Raw genomic sequence first — 17,240 nt, forward strand, 5'->3', positions numbered from 1 at the left:
GCTGGGCGGGCCTTCGCGGAGATCCGGTCATGAAAGCCATCGCCATCGTCATGTTGTTGAGCCTCTCCGCGACGTCCGTCGATGCCCAGACGCCGCCGGGCGTCCATAAGGAGGCGGCCCCGACGCCGCACCCGATGAAACGCTTCACGTGGCGCGACGAAGCCGCGGGCTACACGTTCGTCGGGCCGCCGCGCTGGGCGGGTCGGGTGCAGGCGGTGCCGCTCTCGTCGAAAGCGCTCGCGGCATCCGGCGCGACGAGCGGCGTGCAGTTCCGGGACGGCGACCGCGTGGTGCTGGAACTGCTCGCCGCCGACGACGGCCGCGAAAAGGCGCTGTTGACCGCCGGGGCCACCGAACTCTCGCGCAGCAGTGGTCATGTCGTCGCGGTGAAGACCGAAGCGCGCGGCGGTGAGCTGGCGTTGACCGCGGACGAACTCGCGGGCGCCGTGCAATGGGACGGTGGAACGGCGGGCGAGGCCGCTCGCTGATCGATAGCCCTCGCGTATCGAAGCGGACGTTTCACGGTATCGATCCGACTCAATTCAGGGATTAACTTCTCCACCTGTTTCTTTCGTGGAGATCCGACGTGGACGGCTCGTCACTCGGCCCGGCCGTCGTCGACCGGCGCATCCGGCATGGCACGCCTGCCTTCCGGCGTACCAATCTGGCCCTTTTTTCGTCCGGCTTCGCGACCTTCGGGTTGCTCTACTGCGTGCAGCCGCTCCTGCCGGCGTTTTCGCGCGGCTTCGGCGTCGACGCGGCGGCGAGCAGCCTCGCCCTGTCGCTGACCACTGGCGTGCTCGCGGTGGGCATGCTGTTCGCCGGCGCGATCTCCGACGCGCTCGGGCGCAAGCCGGTGATGCTCGTGTCGCTGCTGGGTTCGGCATTGCTCGTGCTCCTGACCGCCGTCGCGCCGAACTGGACGACGCTTCTCGTGCTCCGCGCCCTGCTGGGCATCACGCTCGCGGGGTTGCCCGCCGTCGCGATGACGTACCTGAGCGAGGAAGTGCACGGCGAATCGATCGGGTTTGCGATGGGCCTGTACATCGGCGGCAATGCGATCGGCGGCATGGGTGGTCGCCTCATTTCCGGCTTTGTCGCCGACCACGCGTCGTGGCGTGTGGCCGTCGGCATCATCGGCGTGCTCGGACTCGTGTCCGCCGCACTGGTCGCCCGAGGCCTGCCGCCATCGCGTCACTTCGAACGGCGCCGCGTCGATCCGCGCGCGTTTCTCGCCTCGTTCGCGATGCTGTTTCGCGACAAGGGCCTGCCGTGGCTGTTCGCCGAAGGTTTCCTGCTGATGGGTGCCTTCGTCACCATCTACAACTACGTCGCGTTCCGTCTTCTCGCCGCGCCGTTCTCGCTGTCGCAATCGCACGTCGGGGCGATCTTCACTGTCTACGTCGTGGGCGTGATCGGTTCGGCGTGGATCGGATCGATCGCCGACAGGCTCGGTCGACGTCGCGTGCTCTGGGCAACGCTGGCATTGATGCTCGCCGGCGTCGCACTGACGGCGAGCGCGTCGCTCGTCGCGATCGTGGCAGGCATCGCGATGCTGACGTTCGGCTTCTTCGGCGGGCATTCGATCGCCAGCAGCTGGGTGGGCAAGCGTGCCCCCTTCGCCCGCGCGCACGCGTCGTCCTTCTATCTGTTCTCGTACTACATGGGATCGAGCATCGCCGGGTCGCTCGGTGGCATCGCCTGGACCTGGGGTGGCTGGAACGGTGTCGTCGGCTACGTCGCCGTGCTCGTGCTCGCGGGGTTGGCGATCGCGTTGAAACTGCGGGCCGTCACGCCTTTCGCATCAGCTGCGTGAAGGCCTTCACCAGCGGCGACGTGTCGTCGCGGCGATGGGCGAGGTAGAGCGCGCTCGCGGCATCGGGAGAGGCGATGGGCACGTACGCCACGCCTTCCATGTGCACGTGGCGCATCGATCGCGGGAGCACGGCGACGCCCATGCCGGCGGCGACGAGGCCGATCATCGTCGAGGATTCGCCGGCCTCCTGCGTGATGCGCGGCATGAAGCCGGCGTGCCGGCACATCGTCAGCAGCTGGTCGTAGATGCCGGTGCCGGAGGCGCGGGTGAAGACGAGGAAGCCTTCGTCTGCGAGTTCCTCCATCCGCAGCGAGGCGCGCCTGCGTCGCGCCAGCGGGTGATCGGCGCGCAACACGGCGACGAGAGGATCGTCCAGCAGCTTCCACGCGACCAGCGGCGCCGGCGCGGCGAGCCCGCGTATGAGGCCGATGTCCTGGCGCCCGTCGAGAAGGCATTCGAACTGCTGCAGCGTGGTGCGCTCGATCAGCGCGAGGCGGACGGCCGGATGCGCGTCGCGGAACGCGCGTATCGTGCGCGGGAAGCGTTCGATCAGCGGCATGCTGCGCGTGAAGGCGATGCGCAGCTCGCCGATTTCGCCGCGCTCCGCGCGACGGGCCATGTCGCCGGCGTCGTCCACGCGGCCGAGAATGTCGCGCGCGGCATCGAGGTACGCGCGGCCCGCATCCGTCAGTTCCACCCGGCGATTGGTCCGGCGCAACAGACGCACGCCGAGATGCTCCTCGAGATCGCGGATCTGCTGGCTGAGCGGGGGCTGCGACATGCCGAGGCGCTCGGCCGCGCGACCGAAATGGAGCTCGTCGGCCACGGCGATGAAATAGCGCAGGTGCCGGAGCTCGATGCCCACGGCGTTCAGTCCGGGCGGACGCGGATCAGGCCTTCCTGCGCCGTCGATGCCACGAGGACGCCGTCGCGCGTGTAGATCATGCCGCGCGCGAGGCCGCGGGAACCCTGCGACGTCGGGCTGTCGAACGAATACAGCAGCCATTCGTCGATGCGGAACGGACGATGGAACCACAGCGCGTGGTCGAGGCTGGCCATCTGCATGTTGCGGGTGAGGTAAGAAATGCCGTGCGGGAGCGTGGCGGTGCCGATCAGGTGGAAGTCGGACGCGTAGGCGAGCAGCGCCTGATGCAGCGCCAGCGTGTCCTCGATCGGCGCGGTCAGACGGAACCAGATGTGCTGGTACGGCGGCCGCTTCGCCGGGCGCAGTTCGTCGCGCGGCCAGACGTGGCGGAATTCGAACGGGCCGTCGATGCCCAGCCAGCGCTGGGTCTTCTCGGGCAGGCGACTGAGTTGTTCCGCCGACATGGCCGGCATCGGGTCGATGTCCTCGGGTGCCGGCACTTCCGGCATCGAGAGCTGGTGCGAGTAGCCCGGCTCGGGTTCCTGGAACGAGATCGATCCGTTGAGGATCGGCTGGCCGTGCTGGATCGCGACCACGCGGCGGGACGAGAACGACCCGCCGTCGCGCGTGCGCTCCACGCTGTAGACGATGGGCGCGTCGATGTCGCCCGCGCGGAGGAAATAGGCATGCAGCGAGTGCGCTTCGCGGCGGGCATCCACCGTGCGCTGCGCCGCCGAGAGCGCTTGGCCCAGCACCTGACCGCCGAAGACGAAGCGCGTGCCGATGTCGCGACTCTGGCCGCGGAAGAGGTTGTCTTCGAGGCGTTCGAGCTCGAGCAGTTCGACGAGTTCGCCGACGTGATGGTCCGACATGGAGATCCCTGATGCGAGGCGGTACCGCGATGGGCGAGGAGTATAGCGGGGCTAGCCCGCGAGCCTGCCCAGCCGGCCGGCGTCGTAGGCGCGCGCCCAGGGAAACTGCGGACCGGGGTCGCGCTTGCGCGGCACTTCGTTCTCCGGGTCGTCGCTGGCGGGCACCATCGCCGTATCGAGGTCTTCGTGGCCCGCGATATGGCGCAGGGACGGAAAGCGCCCGGTCAGGTGATCCAGCAGGGCGCGCAGGGCGTCGATCTGGCGCGGGGGGTAGGGCTCCGTCATGACCTGCCGCGCCGAATGGAACCAGTCGGGGTAGCGGCCGGTGTTGACCAGCTCGATGCCGATCGAGCGCGGGTTGTAGCCACGCGTGTGGTTGGCGACCCGGAGCGGGTCCACGTAGCACAGGACGGAACCGTCCCGGTCGATGTAGTAGTGGCCGCTGGCGCCGCCCCCGGATTCGTACAGCACCCGCTCGCCGTACTCGCGGGCCATGGCCAGGTCCGGCAGCTCGGTGCAGTGGATGACGACGAGGTCGATGCCGTCGGCGTCGCGGGTCGGGAGCAGGCCCTCGTAGGGCAGGGGAGCGTGCAGGATGTCGATCATGCCGCTTTGATAACATAGGCGGTCATTCCGCGTACGGAGACCGCCATGCGCGGCCACATCATTCTTTCCCATGGCTCGGATTCCGGCCCCGACGCGACCAAGGTCAGCGCGCTCGCCGCCGTGGCCGAGGCCCTCGGCTGGTCGACGGAGCGCCCGGACTACCGCGAGGCCGACGCCCGCGGCCATGCCGGCAGCATCGATCCCCGCCTCGCCACGCTCGCCGCCGCCATCGCGGCATCGCCACGTCCGCCCGTGCTCGTCGGTTCCAGCATGGGCGCGTTCGTCTCGGGGCTGGCGTCGCTCGACGTCGCCGTCGCCGGCGTGTTTCTCCTGGCGTTGCCGACCCGCATTCCGGGGTACCCGCGCCCGTTCGCCCTGCGCGCCGGCGTGCCCTCGTTCCTGGTGCATGGGTACGCGGACGATGTCTGCCCGCTCGACGAGGCGGTGTCGTTCGCGCGCACTCACGCCATGCCCGCACTGCTCGTGCAGGACGACCATCGCCTGAGTGCCGCGCTGCCGGACATCGAAGCCGAGTTCACCCGTTTCCTCGGAGGTCTGGCATGACCGCGTTCTTCGCCACCTGCCCGAAGGGGCTCGAGTACCTGCTGAAGGACGAGCTGGTCGCGCTCGGTGCCACCGACGTGCGCGAGGCGCTCGCCGGCGTGTCGTTCGCCGGGTCCATCGAGACGGCGTATCGCGCGTGCCTGTGGTCGCGCATGGCGAGCCGCGTGCTGCTGCCGCTGGCCGAGTTCGACGCCGCCGATCCGGACGCGCTCTACGCGGGCGTCCAGGACATCGAATGGGCGGAGCACCTCGCGCCGCACGGCACGCTGGCGGTCGACGCCAACACCGCGATGAGCAAGCTTACCCACAGCCAGTTCATCGCGCTGAAGACGAAGGACGCCATCGTCGACCAGTTTCGCGCCGCCAGCGGCGCGCGTCCGGACATCGATCCGGAAGAGCCCGATCTTCGCGTCAACGTACGACTTCGCCGCGACCGCGCCACCCTGTCCATCGACCTTTCGGGCTCGCCGCTGCATCGCCGCGGCTGGCGCGAACAACAGGGCGAAGCACCCCTGAAGGAAAATCTCGCCGCCGCGATGCTCGTCCGCTCGCAATGGCCGCGCATCTATACCGAAGGCGGCGCACTGGTCGATCCGATGTGCGGCTCCGGCACCCTGCTCATCGAAGGCGCGCTGATGGCCGCCGACGTGGCGCCGGGCCTGCGTCGCGATTACTACGGGTTCCTCGGCTGGCTGAAGCACGACTACGCGCTGTGGCGCACGATCTACGACGAAGCGAAGGCGCGTGCCGACGAAGGTCTGCGCGCGCTGCGTCCCGTGTTCTTCGGCAGCGACTCCGATCCGCACATGGTGCAGACGGCCAAACGCAACGCACAGAGCGCGGGCGTCGCCGGCTTCGTGCACCTCGACAAACGCGATGCCGTGCACGTGTCGCCGCCGCCGGAAACGCCGCTCGGCCTCGTCATCACGAATCCGCCGTACGGCGAACGCCTGGGCGACCGCGCCCAGTTGCCCGTGCTGTATCGCGACCTGGGCCAGGCGCTGAAGGACCGCTTCGCCGGTTGGCGCGCCGCCGTGCTCGCCGGCGACGAAGAACTGGGCCGCGCGCTGCGCCTCAGCCCCGACAAGCGTTACGCCTTGTACAACGGTGCGCTCGAGACGCCTCTGCTGACGTTCGCCCTGCGTGCGCGCGACGAGGCGCCGCGGGAAGCGAAGCCGCTCTCCGAGGGCGCGCAGATGCTGAAGAACCGCCTCGAGAAGAACGTCCGCCACCTGCGCAAGCGGCTGGCCCGCGAAGGCATCAGCTGCTGGCGCGCCTACGATCAGGATCTTCCCGAATACGCGGCCGCCATCGACGTCTACGAGAACTGGCTGCACATCCAGGAATACAAGGCACCGCAGGACGTTCCCGTGGACGTCGCCCGCCTGCGCATGCGAGAGATCGTCCGCGTCGCGGGCGAGGTGCTCGACGTGCCGCGCGACCGCATCGCGGTGAAAACGCGCGAACGCGGCAAGGGTGGCTCCAAGTACGGACAGTTCGACCAGAAAGGCGAGTTCATCGAGGTGAAGGAGGGTGGCCTGTCCTTCCTCATCAATCCCACGGATTACCTCGATACCGGTTTGTTCCTCGACCACCGGCTGGTCCGCGCGAAGATCCGCGAGCTGGCGGCGGGCAAGCACTTCCTGAACCTGTTCGCCTACACCGGCACCGCCAGCGTCTACGCGGCGGCAGGCGACGCGCGCGACACGACCACCGTCGACCTCTCGGGTACCTATCTCGACTGGGCGTCGCGGAACCTGGCGTTGAACGGCTTCACGGGCAATCGTCACCGTCTGGTGCAGGAAGACTCGCTGACGTTCCTGGAAAAGCGATCGATGCAATACGGGCTGATCTACGTCGATCCGCCGACTTTCTCGAACTCGAAGAAGGCCGACGACTTCGATGTCCAGCGCGACCACGTCAAGCTTCTGATGCTTTGCGCCGAGCGGCTACTGCCCGACGGCGTGATCGTTTTCTCCAACAACTTCCGCCGCTTCCAGCTTGATCGGGCCGCCCTCGAACCCCATTTCACGATCGAAGACTGGAGCGCGCCGAGCATCCCGTTCGACTTCGCCCGCCGTCACGATATCCACGGATGCTGGCTGCTTCGCCGGCCGTTCGTGAATCCATGGAAAACGTGAAGGTTGGGTCGAGAAAACTTCAGTCCGGATTCAGTGGCGGAGCGCGAATCTGCGCTCAACACCCGGAGGTAACTGTCATGAAAGGTAAGTTCGTCAAGCGGGCTCTCGCTCTCGCCGCTGCAGGCCTCATGGCCTTCGCTCCGGGTGCATTCGCGCGTGGCCATGGCTATTACGGCGGCGGCTACGGCTACCACGGCGGTTACCACGGCGGTTACCACGGCTATTACGGCGGTGGTTACCGCGGCGGTTACTACCGCGGCGGTCACTACGACAACGCGGGCCGCTGGATCGCCGGCGCGATCGTCGCGGGCGCGGTCGTCGGGCTCGTCGCGAACGCCACGGCGCCGCGCACGGTCGTCTACGATCGCCCGGTGTACTACAGCCGCCCGGCCACGGTCGTCTACGACGATGCCCCGGTGGTGACCCGCCGCGTGACCACGACCACGACATACGTGGACGATGGGTACGGCACGCGCTACGTGCGTGACGACGGGTATTGATCGGTCGGTACGCCTGATGAAGAGCCCGGCTTCGGCCGGGCTTTTTCGTTTCGGGACGAGGGCTCGGCTGCGCCGTTGCGTGGGACGCTGCCTTTGGCCGTGGCGGAGGCGTGGAGCAAACGCGACCCGTCACACCGGCGTACGCCGGTGCCCACCGCCCCGGTTCTGGGCCGGAGCGGGGGCGCCGCATCGATGTGCGTTGCGGCGCGTCGGCAAAGCGCCGATGTCGCGCCGTCGCCCGAGCCGACCGCATCGCGGTGGATCCCGGCGTTCGCCGGGATGACGGTGAGGGGGCGTTCGACTCCTCGACCCGCTGCATCAAGTCGCGTTCGTGCCGACGGCATTCGGCGCATTCCGGTTTTCACCGGGATGACGGTGAGGGGAACCTGGCGTTCCGTCCCCCGCGACCCGTCGCACCGGCGTACGCCGGTGCCCACCGCCCCGGTTCTGGGCCGGAGCGTGGGCGCCGCATCGATGTGCGTTGCGGCGCGTCGGCAAAGCGCCGATGTCGCGCCGTCGCCCGAGCCGACCGCATCGCGGTGGATCCCGGCGTTCGCCGGGATGACGGTGAGGGGACGTTCGGCTCCTCGACCCGGCTCCCGCGCCCCGACGCCAGCGAGCAAGCGCGATGGCGAAGCCGAGCCAAAAAGCGCCGAAGCGTTTAAGCTTCCGCTTTTCCCTCGCGGCCCGATCCATGCGCCCCATCTCCGGCATCGATGTGCGAGCCCATACCGGGCGGGACATCCTGCGCGTCGTGGACGAGCTTGCGAGCCTGCGCATCGCGGTATTTCGCGAGTGGCCCTACCTCTACGAGGGCGATCGCGATTACGAGCGCGAGTACCTTGCCGCCTACGCCGCATCGCCGCGCAGCGTGTGCGTCGTGGCGCGCGACGACGACGGCATGGCCGTGGGTGCGTCGACCGGCATTCCGCTCGTCGACGACGACAATACGTTTCATCGGTCGTTTCTCGAACACGGATTCGCGCTGGACGACGTTTTCTATTTCGGCGAGTCGGTGTTGCTTCCGGCGTGGCGCGGACGGGGTATCGGTCACGCATTCTTCGATGCGCGCGAGGCGCATGCCCGGGTAACGGGCGCGTTTCGCTGGACCGCGTTCTGCTCCGTGCGTCGCGACGAGAGCGATACTCGTGCGCCGAGGGACTACCGCGGCAACGACGCGTTCTGGCGCAAACGCCGGTACGCGCCGGTCGATGGCATGGCATGCACGCTTTCGTGGAGGGAGTCGGGCCATTCCGCCGCGACGCCGCACGTTCTCGATGTCTGGATGCGCGAACTCGATCGCGCCGAGGTTTCCGCATGACCCGTACGCTTTCCGAGTGGCTTTCGTATCAGGAGCGCACGCATCCGCGCGACATCGCCCTCGGGCTCGATCGGGTGCGGAGCGTCTGGGAGGCGATGGGGTCGCCTCGGCCCGCGCCGATCGTCGTCACGGTGGGCGGGACGAATGGCAAGGGATCGACCGTCGCTCTTCTGGAGGGCATGTTCCGCGCCGCCGGCTATCGCACGGGCTGCTACACGTCGCCGCATCTGCTGCGTTACAACGAGCGCATCCGCATCGATGGCGACGACGCGTCGGACGCCGACCTGATCGCGTCGTTCGAACGTATCGAGGCCGCGCGCGGGGCGACGCCGCAGACCTATTTCGAATTCGGCACGTTGGCGGCGATCGACCTCATGGCGCGGGCGTCGGTCGACATCGCGATCCTGGAGGTCGGACTTGGCGGCCGGCTCGATGCCGTGAACATCGTGGACGCGGATGTCGCCGTGGTGACGACCGTGGACCTCGATCACCAGGACTGGCTGGGCAGCGACCGGGACGCGATCGGCCGCGAGAAGGCGGGTATCGCGCGGCCGGGGCGCCCCGTCGTGGTGGGCGAGCCCGAGCCGCCGGTGGGGTTGCTGGAGGCCCTGAGTTCGATCGGGGCGACCGTCGTCCGGGCAGGGAAGGATTTCGCGGCCGAGCCGCGGACGGGTGCCGAACCCGGCTGGCGCTGGGTGCACCGCGACGGTACGGCGTTCGGCCTGCCACCGCCGGCGCTCGATGCACCGGTGCAACTGGCCAACGCCGCCACCGCGATCGCCGCGATCCATGCGCTTGGCGCGCGGGTCTCGATACCGCACGCCGCATGGGCTGCCGCCCTGACGCAGGTGCGCGTCGCCGGGCGCCTGCAGCGCATCGGGATACGTCCGCGGACGCTCGTCGATGTAGGACACAACCCGCAGGCCGCCCGCGCGCTGGCCGCGTGGCTCGACGCCGAGCCCGTTGATGGCCGGGTCTTCGCGGTCTATGGGGCGCTGGCGGACAAGGACGTGGCCGGCGTCATCGCCGCGATGGGGCGCCGGATCGACCGCTGGTTCCTCGCGGGGCTCGATGGCGACACACCGCGGGGGCTATCGGGACGGGCGCTGGCCGAGACGCTTGCGAGCGTCCTGCCCGACGCGGCGTCCGCAACGTACGGCAGCGTGGCCGAGGCCTGGGCGGCGGCGCGTACCGAGGCGGGCGACGACGACACCGTGCTTCTCTTCGGCTCGTTCTTCGTCGCGGGTGCCGCCCTGTCGACGGCGATGTGAACGCTGACGCGCCGGAGGCCGCCGGGCGGACCCCGTTGCCGGGTATAATCGCGGTGATCCGTATTGCGTCGGACCTATGGAGCCTTCCTTGAAAACACGCCTGCTGGGTGCCGCTGTCCTGATCGCGCTCATCGTCCTGTTCGTGCCGATGATGTTCTCGAGCACGCCGCCGAAGACCGACACCGACCAGACCGTCAGCCTCGCCATTCCGCCGGCGCCGGATCGCGACCTGCAGACGCGTACGCTCGATGTGGCCCCGCCGGGCACGCCGCCCCGTCAGCCCGACGCACAGGCTGCGCCCGGCACGCCGGCCGCCGCGACACCCGTCGCGCCCGCCACCGCGCCGGCGCCCACGGTGACCCCGGGCGGCGGCAGCAAGCTGGCCTCCGTCGACATCGCCTCGCGCAAGCCCGCCGACGCGCTGCCGGAAGATTTCGCGAACGCGCCCGCCGCGACCAGGCCGGCGGCCGCTGCGCCGACGCCCGCGCCGAAGCCGCCCAAGCCGGCCGCCGTTGCGCCGGAAACGCCGTCGTTGCCCCCGGGCACGGCGGCTCGCGGCAGCTTCAGCGTGAACCTGAGCGCCTATGCCGATCGCTCCAAGGCCGATGCTCTGGTGCAGAAGGTGAAGGCCCTGGGCTACCCCGTCAGCACGGCCGCCACCTCGCAAGCGGGCAAGTCTCTGACCCGCGTCAGCGCGGGCCCGTTCGAGACGCGTGCGGCCGCGGAGGCGGCGCGTCTGAAGATCGCCGCCGCCGTGCCCGGCGCGCCCGCCACCCTTTCGTCGAAGGCGGAGGCCCAGACGGCCGACGTGCCGATGCCGGCCCGTCCGACGGCAACGGCGCCCGCCGCGGCCGCGCCCGCCGTGCCGGCCGCCGCGCCGCGCGCCGGCGGGTTCGCCGTGCAGGTCGCCGCCGTGTCCAGCGAAGCCGAGGCGACGCGCCTGCGCGATCGCCTTCGCGGCGCGGGCCTTCCCGGCTATGTGGACAGCATGTCGTCCAGCAGCGGCGCGAAGCTCTGGCGCGTACGCGCCGGGCCGCAGACGCAGCGCGACGACGCGGTACGTCTCAAGGACACGATCAAGGCCAAGGTCGGCCTCGATGGCGTCGTCGTGACCGCGCCGTAAGGCGCGACCCAAGCCATCGCAAGCCAGGGAGAGCATGTGAACTGGGCCGATTACGTCATTCTCGCCGTGCTGTTCCTCTCGGTCTTGATCGGCCTCGTGCGAGGCCTCATTTCCGAGGTGCTCTCGCTTGTGATCTGGGTCGCCGCGTTCTGGCTGGCGTGGCTCTTCGGCCCGACGGTGGCGAGCTACCTCGAAGGCAGCGTGTCGTTGCCCACGGCGCGCATGGCCATCGGTTATGGCACCTGTTTCGTCGTGGTGCTGTTGGTGGGTGCGATGGTGCGGTTCCTGATCGGCCGGTTGGTGTCCGGCACCGGGCTGGGTGGCGTGGATCGCCTCTTCGGCATGATGTTCGGGCTGGCGCGCGGTGTACTGATCGTCAGCGCCGTGGTGTTCATGCTGGGTTTCACGCCGTTGCCGGCTCAGCCGCTCTGGCGCGAGTCGACGATGCTGCCGCAGTTCGCGGCGCCGGCGGCCTGGCTGGGCCAGCAGATCCCGGCGAACGTGCGCGACTACATGCATCCGCCGGAAGCGTTGAAGAACATGAAAGTGCCCGACGTGCAGTTGCCGAGCCGGGAAGAATTGATGAAGCTGCGCGACCTCGCGACACCCTCGCGGCCCGTGCAGGATCCGAACGCTCACCCTGCCGCCACGTCCACGGCGGCTCCCAAGTAGAAGGCAAGACCCATGTGCGGAATCATCGGCATCGTCGGTACCACGGAAGTGGCATCGGCCCTGTATGACGGCCTGACCGTCCTGCAACATCGCGGGCAGGATGCCGCCGGCATCGCCACCGTGGATGGCGCCCGCCTGCGCCTGCACAAGGGCAACGGCCTGGTTCGCGACGTCTTCAATTCGGCAGGCGTGAGCAAGCTGCGCGGCCGCATCGGCATCGGGCATTGCCGCTATCCGACCGCGGGGTCGGAAGGCACGGACGAAGCCCAGCCGTTCTACGTCAACTCCCCCTACGGCATCGCGTTCGCGCACAACGGCAATCTCGTCAACACCGAGGCCCTGCGCAAGGAGATGTTCGAGGACGACCGTCGCCACATCGACACCGACTCCGACTCCGAAGTGCTGCTGAACGTGCTCGCGCACGAACTGCAGGTCGACGACCGCGCCGACCTGACGCCTGAGCACGTCTTCAAGGCGATCTCCCGCGTCCATTCGCGCGCGCGTGGCGGTTATGCCTGCATCGCGCTGGTGCTGGGCTATGGCCTGATCGCGTTCCGCGATCCCAACGGCATCCGTCCGCTGGTGCTGGGCGAACGTGAGACCGCCCAGGGCCGCGAGTACGCGGTCGCTTCCGAGTCCGTGGCGCTCGACGTCCTCGGTTTCCGCCGCGTGCGCGACATCGCGCCGGGCGAGGCCGTGATCATCACCGAGGGCGGTCAGCTGCACGCGCAGCGCTGCGCCGAGGGCGCGGTGCACGCACCGTGCATCTTCGAGTACGTGTACCTCGCACGGCCCGATTCGATGATCGAAGACGTCTCGGTCTACAAGGCGCGCCTGCGCATGGGCGAGAAGCTCGCCGAGAAGATCCTGCGCGAGCGTGGTCCGGACCACGGCATCGACGCGGTGATCCCCATTCCCGATACGTCGCGTACGGCGGCCAGCTCGCTGGCGCAGGCGCTGGGCGTACCGATGCGCGAGGGACTGGTGAAGAACCGCTACATCGGCCGTACGTTCATCATGCCGGGACAGGGCGAGCGCGTGAAATCGGTGCGCCGCAAGCTCAACGCGATCGACCTCGAATTCCGCAAGAAGAATGTGCTGCTGGTGGACGATTCCATCGTCCGCGGCACCACCTCGAAGCAGATCATCCAGATGGCGCGCGACGCCGGGGCGAAGAACGTCTACTTCGCGTCCGCCGCGCCGCCCGTGCGCTATCCGAACATCTACGGCATCGACATGCCGGCCGCGTCGGAGCTGATCGCCGCGGGCCGCACGGTCGACGAGGTCGAGAAGGCACTGGGCGCCGACTGGCTGATCTATCAGGATCTCGACGATCTGGTCTGGGCGGTCACCGACGGTAACGAAGATCTCAAGCAGTTCGATACCTCGTGCTTCTCGGGCGAATACGTGACGGGCGTTTCGGCGGGCTTCCTGGAGCAGCAGGAAGCCCTGCGCTCCGACGCCGCGAAGAACGAGCGCCGCAGCGCCTGACGACGCTCGTAGGAGCGCGCTGGCGCGAATGGTGCTTGCCGCAACGCCCGTTCGCGCGCCAGCGCGCTTCCCACACGTGGTCTTTAACGCCATGAACGATCTCCACGTCGCCGCCCGCCGCTGCCTCGAAGCGACCGATCCGGCCGATAAGGTGCGTCTCAGCTTCGAGACATGGGCTGCGTTGCAAGCGGGCACGCTCGCGGCGGACGCCGCCTCGCCGGCACCCGTTCCCATTGGTCCGCCGGGCCGCCCGGCGCTACCGCGCCTCGTACCGGCGCGTGAACTCGCGCAACGCGGTCTGGGCACGGATGTGGGGCGCGCCGCCCTCGTCCACGCCATCGCCCACATCGAGTTCAATGCGATCGATCTCGCCTGGGATGCGATCTATCGTTTCCGCGGCAAGCCCGACGCGTACTACGTCGACTGGGCGTCGTGCGCGAACGACGAGGCGCGGCACTTCAGCATGCTTTCCGCACGGCTGGCCGAACTTGGTCACGCCTACGGCGACTTCGACGCGCACAACGGGCTGTGGGAGATGGCCGAAAAGACGGCGCATAGCGACACGGCGCGCATGGCCCTCGTGCCGCGCGTGCTCGAAGCGCGTGGGCTCGATGTGACGCCCGGGATGATGGAGCGACTGCGTCGCCAGGGCGACGATCGCACCGTGGCGATCCTCGAGGTGATCCTGCGCGAGGAAGTCGCGCACGTGGCCGCGGGCACCCGCTGGTTCCACTGGTGCTGCGCACGCGACGGCATCGAGCCCGAGGCGACGTTCGCGCAGCTGCTGGCCGATTACATGAACGGTTCGCTGCGCGGGCCATTCAATCTGGATGCGCGGCGGGATGCAGGCTTCTCCGAAACGGAACTCGCCTGGCTGCAGACGCTGGGCTGATTCGCACGTCGCTTCGATGTGGGCCGTGGTGGGCTGGCTCCCATCTGACTAGCTCAGCGTCAGCCCACGCAGCCCGGTCGACTCGCCATCGATGCGCAGCACCGAGCCATGGTCGTACCAGTCGCCCAGCACGATGCGCTGGGCCGGCGCGCCGTCGAGCGCGAAGTCGTGCACGGCGGGACGATGCGTGTGGCCGTGGACGAGGCGCGTGACGCCCGCACCGCGCATCGCGGCTTCCACTGCGCCCTGGTTGACGTCCATGATCGTTTCGTCGATGCGTCCCGTGCGCGATTTGCTGTCGCTGCGGGCTTTCGCGGCGAACGCACGGCGTGCCTCGAGCGGCATCGACAGGATCTGCTGCTTCCATGCATCGGTACGCACCTGCGCGCGGACCGCCTGGTACTCGGCGTCGTCCGTGCAGAGCACGTCGCCGTGCATCAGCAGCGTGGGTACACCCTCGATGGTGTGCACGGTGCCGTCGTCGAGCAGCGTCATGCCCGCGCGGTCGGCGAAATCGTTGCCCAGCAGGAAGTCGCGATTGCCGACCATGAAATACACCGGTACACCGGCTTCGCGCAGTCCGCGCGTGGCCTGGGCGATGCGGCGGGGTAGCTCGGCGTCGTCGTCGTCGCCGATCCATGCCTCGACCAGGTCGCCGAGGATATAGAACGCGCTCGCGGACCGCGCTTCGTCGGAGGCGAGAAAGCGTTCGAAGAGGGCGGTGATGTCGGGCCGGGCGTCGTCGAGATGCAGGTCCGCGATGAACAGCGTGGTCATGCGGGCGTCGACGGGGTGGCGGATTTCTTTTCGACTTTCTTCGGCGTCGGTTTCGCCGGGGCGTTGGTCGCGGGTTTCGGCGGCGCGGCGGAGGTCGCGCTGGCCGCGGGCGCGGCTTTTTCTTCGCCGATCACGCTGGCGGCGTCGATGACCACGAGCGGGTTCGGCACGTCGCCGACGAACGGCCCCTGCGGCCGCGTGGGCAGCTTCGCGATCTTGTCGACCGTGTCCATGCCGGACACCACCTTGCCGAACACGGTGAAGCCCCAGGTCATGCCGCTCTGGTTGCTGACGTAGTCGAGCCGGCGGTTGTCGACGAGGTTGACGAAGAACTGCGCGGTACCCGAGTTCGCGTCGGTGCCACGTGCGACGGCGACGGTCCCACGCAGGTTCGAGAGGCCGTTGTCGGCTTCGCTCGGAATGGCGGCGCGCGTGCGGCGCTGGGTGAGGTCGCGACTGTAGAGACCGCCCTGGATCATGTAGCCGTCGACGACGCGATGGAACACCGTGCCGTCGTAGAAACCGTCGCGCACGTACTGCAGAAAATTGGCGACGCTCTTCGGTGCCTTCTCGGGGAACAGTTCGAGCGTGAAATCGCCCTGCGTCGTATGCACGAGCACGCGAGGGTGTTCCACGGCACCCGGCACCGGCGCGGCCGGCTTGGTCGTCTGCTGCGCGATCGCGGCGGCAGGCAGGGCGAGAAGGGCGCTGGCGAGTAGGGCTCTGAGCATGGGTAACCGGTCGTGACGGTGGAACATTCTCGGCATGATACCCCCCTTTGCGGGCCCGATCGCGGTCATTCCGTAACGATCTCGAGCTCCAGCCCCAGTTCCGCCAGCGGCTCGCGCTCCTGCTCGAGATCGGCTTCGGTCAATGGATGCTGGTCGAGCCAGTCCGCTGGCAGCGAGATGCGCAGGCGCTGGCGCGTCGCCACGACGCGGATGCGGGGCAGGGCCTCGGCGCGGCGCGCGCGGCGGAACAGGACGGCCAGACGCAGGATCGCCGTGATGTGCCGCGCCAGCACGCGATAACGGACCGGGAGCGCGGTAATGACCGATTTCTCGGGCTTGCGACGGTGCGATTCAACGATCGCGGCGAGAAGTTGTTGCTCCTGACGCGAGAAACCGGCCATGTCGGCATGTTTGAGGATGTAGGCGCCGTGCCGCTGGTGCTGGCTGTGGGCGATGGCGAGCCCGAGTTCATGCACGCGGGCTGACCACGAGAGCCACTCGCGCGCGTCGTCGTCGAGCTTCCAGACCTTGGCCAGCTGATCGAAGAGCGCGAGCGCCGTGGTTTCGACACGGCGTGCCTGTGCGCGATCGACGCCGTAACGCGCCGCGAGCGAATCGATGCTGGCCATGCGCGGGTCGGTACCGGCGGATCGGCCGATCAGGTCCCAGAGCAGGCCTTCGCGCATGGAGCTTTCGGACACGCGCAGGCGGTCGATGCCCAGCGCGTCGAAGGCGGCCTCGAAGATAGCGACGCCGCCGGCGAAGACTTCGGCACGATCGTCGGCGAGGCCCGGCAGCTTCAGCGTGCTGGACGAGCCCTGTTCGATCAGCGCTTCGCGGATCGCGGCGAGCGATTCCGGTGTGATGCCGTCTTCGGAGAGTTTCATCGCGCGCACGACCGACCCGATGGCCTTTGCCGTGCCGGAGGAGCCGTAGGCGTCGCCCCAGCCCGCTTCACGGTAGTCCTCGGAAAATTGCTGGAGCAGCACGCCGATCTCGCGGCGCGCCCGCTGCCAGCGCTTTCGTGTGATCTTGCCGCCCGGAAAGAAGCGCATCGTCGACGCGATGCAGCCGACCTGCACGCTCTCCGTCAGCACTGGCGCGGTGCCCCGCCCGATGATGAATTCGGTGCTGCCGCCGCCGATGTCGATCACGAGGCGGTGGTCGCGCGCGGCGGGCAGGTCGTGCGCGGCGCCGAGAAAGATCAGTCGACCTTCCTCGCGGCCCGAGACGATTTCGACGGGATGCCCGAGCGCGGCTTCCGCCGCGGAGAGGAACGCGTGCGGCGAGGCGAGGCGGCGCACGGTATTCGTCGCCACGGCGCGCACGTGCAGCGCCGGAATGCCGGCGATGCGCTGGCCGAAGCGCGCGAGACTGGCCAGCGCGGCCGCGCGATGGCTCGCGTCGAGCGTGCCGTCGGGGCGCAGGCCCACAGCCATGCGCACGGAGTCGCGAAGGCGGTCGATGACGCGGGGTTCGCCGTGCTCGTAGCGCGCCACCACCATGTGGAAGCTGTTGGAGCCGAGGTCGACGGCGGCCAGGAGCTCGCCTTCGTTGATCTGCGATTTAGCTGTCGGTGCCAAGGGGAAATGTCCGCA

At 68.8% G+C, this 17,240-nt stretch carries 17 protein-coding genes; 11 read left to right on the forward strand and 6 right to left on the reverse strand.

Going from position 1 to position 17,240, the window contains the following annotated elements; genetic code table 11:
• The first annotated feature begins 29 nt into the window (after positions 1-29).
• On the forward strand, positions 30-488 hold the full coding sequence (locus BMX32_RS11840) for a hypothetical protein (RefSeq protein ID WP_089979141.1): 459 nt from the start codon (positions 30-32) through the stop codon (positions 486-488).
• A 98-nt stretch (positions 489-586) separates the two neighbouring features.
• Complete coding sequence (locus BMX32_RS11845) at positions 587-1,816, forward strand: MFS transporter (protein ID WP_170843641.1); 1,230 nt, start codon at positions 587-589, stop codon at positions 1,814-1,816.
• Here the strand turns inward: BMX32_RS11845 and BMX32_RS11850 are convergent.
• The 3 genes from BMX32_RS11850 to BMX32_RS11860 are packed head-to-tail and all read right to left on the reverse strand — an operon-like array spanning position 1,791 to position 4,159.
• Complete coding sequence (locus BMX32_RS11850) at positions 1,791-2,681, reverse strand: LysR family transcriptional regulator (RefSeq protein WP_211664211.1); 891 nt, start codon at positions 2,679-2,681, stop codon at positions 1,791-1,793. The genes BMX32_RS11845 and BMX32_RS11850 overlap by 26 nt on opposite strands.
• 5 nt (positions 2,682-2,686) lie before the next feature.
• Positions 2,687-3,553: an acyl-CoA thioesterase gene (locus tag BMX32_RS11855; protein WP_089979144.1), complete on the reverse strand. Its 867-nt coding sequence runs from the start codon at positions 3,551-3,553 to the stop codon at positions 2,687-2,689.
• A gap of 51 nt (positions 3,554-3,604) precedes the next feature.
• Positions 3,605-4,159 (reverse strand): N-acetylmuramoyl-L-alanine amidase, encoded by a 555-nt coding sequence (locus BMX32_RS11860; protein WP_089979146.1) that lies wholly within the window; start codon positions 4,157-4,159, stop codon positions 3,605-3,607.
• Positions 4,160-4,204: 45 nt separating this feature from the next.
• Between BMX32_RS11860 and BMX32_RS11865 the strand changes: the two genes are divergently transcribed.
• The 9 genes from BMX32_RS11865 (at position 4,205) to BMX32_RS11905 (ending at position 14,134) form a co-directional block, all read left to right on the forward strand.
• Complete coding sequence (locus tag BMX32_RS11865; protein WP_089979148.1) at positions 4,205-4,723, forward strand: alpha/beta fold hydrolase; 519 nt, start codon at positions 4,205-4,207, stop codon at positions 4,721-4,723.
• Entirely contained in the window at positions 4,720-6,864 is a 2,145-nt protein-coding gene (rlmKL, locus tag BMX32_RS11870) for a bifunctional 23S rRNA (guanine(2069)-N(7))-methyltransferase RlmK/23S rRNA (guanine(2445)-N(2))-methyltransferase RlmL (RefSeq protein WP_089979149.1), read from the forward strand. The genes BMX32_RS11865 and rlmKL overlap by 4 nt, the downstream gene beginning before the upstream one ends.
• Positions 6,865-6,941: 77 nt before the next feature.
• Positions 6,942-7,364 carry a hypothetical protein gene (locus tag BMX32_RS11875; RefSeq protein ID WP_089979150.1) on the forward strand — a complete coding sequence of 141 codons (423 nt, stop codon included), beginning with the start codon at positions 6,942-6,944 and terminating at the stop codon, positions 7,362-7,364.
• A gap of 694 nt (positions 7,365-8,058) precedes the next feature.
• Positions 8,059-8,685, forward strand: coding sequence for an N-acetyltransferase (locus tag BMX32_RS11880; RefSeq protein ID WP_089979153.1), 627 nt, complete (start codon positions 8,059-8,061; stop codon positions 8,683-8,685).
• The gene (gene folC, locus BMX32_RS11885) at positions 8,682-9,956 is read left to right on the forward strand and encodes a bifunctional tetrahydrofolate synthase/dihydrofolate synthase (protein WP_089979155.1); all 1,275 of its coding nucleotides are present in this window, start codon (positions 8,682-8,684) and stop codon (positions 9,954-9,956) included. Before BMX32_RS11880 ends, folC begins: the two co-directional genes overlap by 4 nt.
• An 88-nt stretch (positions 9,957-10,044) precedes the next feature.
• Positions 10,045-11,079 carry an SPOR domain-containing protein gene (locus BMX32_RS11890; RefSeq protein WP_089979157.1) on the forward strand — a complete coding sequence of 345 codons (1,035 nt, stop codon included), beginning with the start codon at positions 10,045-10,047 and terminating at the stop codon, positions 11,077-11,079.
• Between the two features lie 36 nt (positions 11,080-11,115).
• Positions 11,116-11,751: a CvpA family protein gene (locus BMX32_RS11895; RefSeq protein ID WP_089979159.1), complete on the forward strand. Its 636-nt coding sequence runs from the start codon at positions 11,116-11,118 to the stop codon at positions 11,749-11,751.
• Positions 11,752-11,763: 12 nt separating this feature from the next.
• A complete protein-coding gene (purF, locus tag BMX32_RS11900) occupies positions 11,764-13,242 on the forward strand; it encodes an amidophosphoribosyltransferase (RefSeq protein ID WP_089979162.1) in 1,479 nt (492 codons plus the stop codon).
• A 91-nt stretch (positions 13,243-13,333) separates the two neighbouring features.
• Positions 13,334-14,134 carry a ferritin-like domain-containing protein gene (locus tag BMX32_RS11905; protein WP_089979164.1) on the forward strand — a complete coding sequence of 267 codons (801 nt, stop codon included), beginning with the start codon at positions 13,334-13,336 and terminating at the stop codon, positions 14,132-14,134.
• 48 nt (positions 14,135-14,182) lie between these two features.
• Here BMX32_RS11905 and BMX32_RS11910 read toward each other — a convergent pair whose 3' ends face one another.
• The 3 genes from BMX32_RS11910 to BMX32_RS11920 all read right to left on the reverse strand — a co-directional run bounded on the left by BMX32_RS11910 (position 14,183) and on the right by BMX32_RS11920 (position 17,225).
• Positions 14,183-14,911 (reverse strand): UDP-2,3-diacylglucosamine diphosphatase, encoded by a 729-nt coding sequence (locus BMX32_RS11910; RefSeq protein ID WP_089979166.1) that lies wholly within the window; start codon positions 14,909-14,911, stop codon positions 14,183-14,185.
• Positions 14,908-15,642 carry a peptidylprolyl isomerase gene (locus BMX32_RS11915; RefSeq protein WP_089979168.1) on the reverse strand — a complete coding sequence of 245 codons (735 nt, stop codon included), beginning with the start codon at positions 15,640-15,642 and terminating at the stop codon, positions 14,908-14,910. Before BMX32_RS11915 ends, BMX32_RS11910 begins: the two co-directional genes overlap by 4 nt.
• 65 nt (positions 15,643-15,707) lie before the next feature.
• Positions 15,708-17,225 carry a Ppx/GppA phosphatase family protein gene (locus tag BMX32_RS11920; RefSeq protein ID WP_089979170.1) on the reverse strand — a complete coding sequence of 506 codons (1,518 nt, stop codon included), beginning with the start codon at positions 17,223-17,225 and terminating at the stop codon, positions 15,708-15,710.
• Positions 17,226-17,240 lie beyond the last annotated feature (15 nt).

Origin of the sequence: Luteibacter sp. UNCMF331Sha3.1 (genome assembly GCF_900109915.1) — a bacterium.
Taxonomy (GTDB): domain Bacteria; phylum Pseudomonadota; class Gammaproteobacteria; order Xanthomonadales; family Rhodanobacteraceae; genus Luteibacter.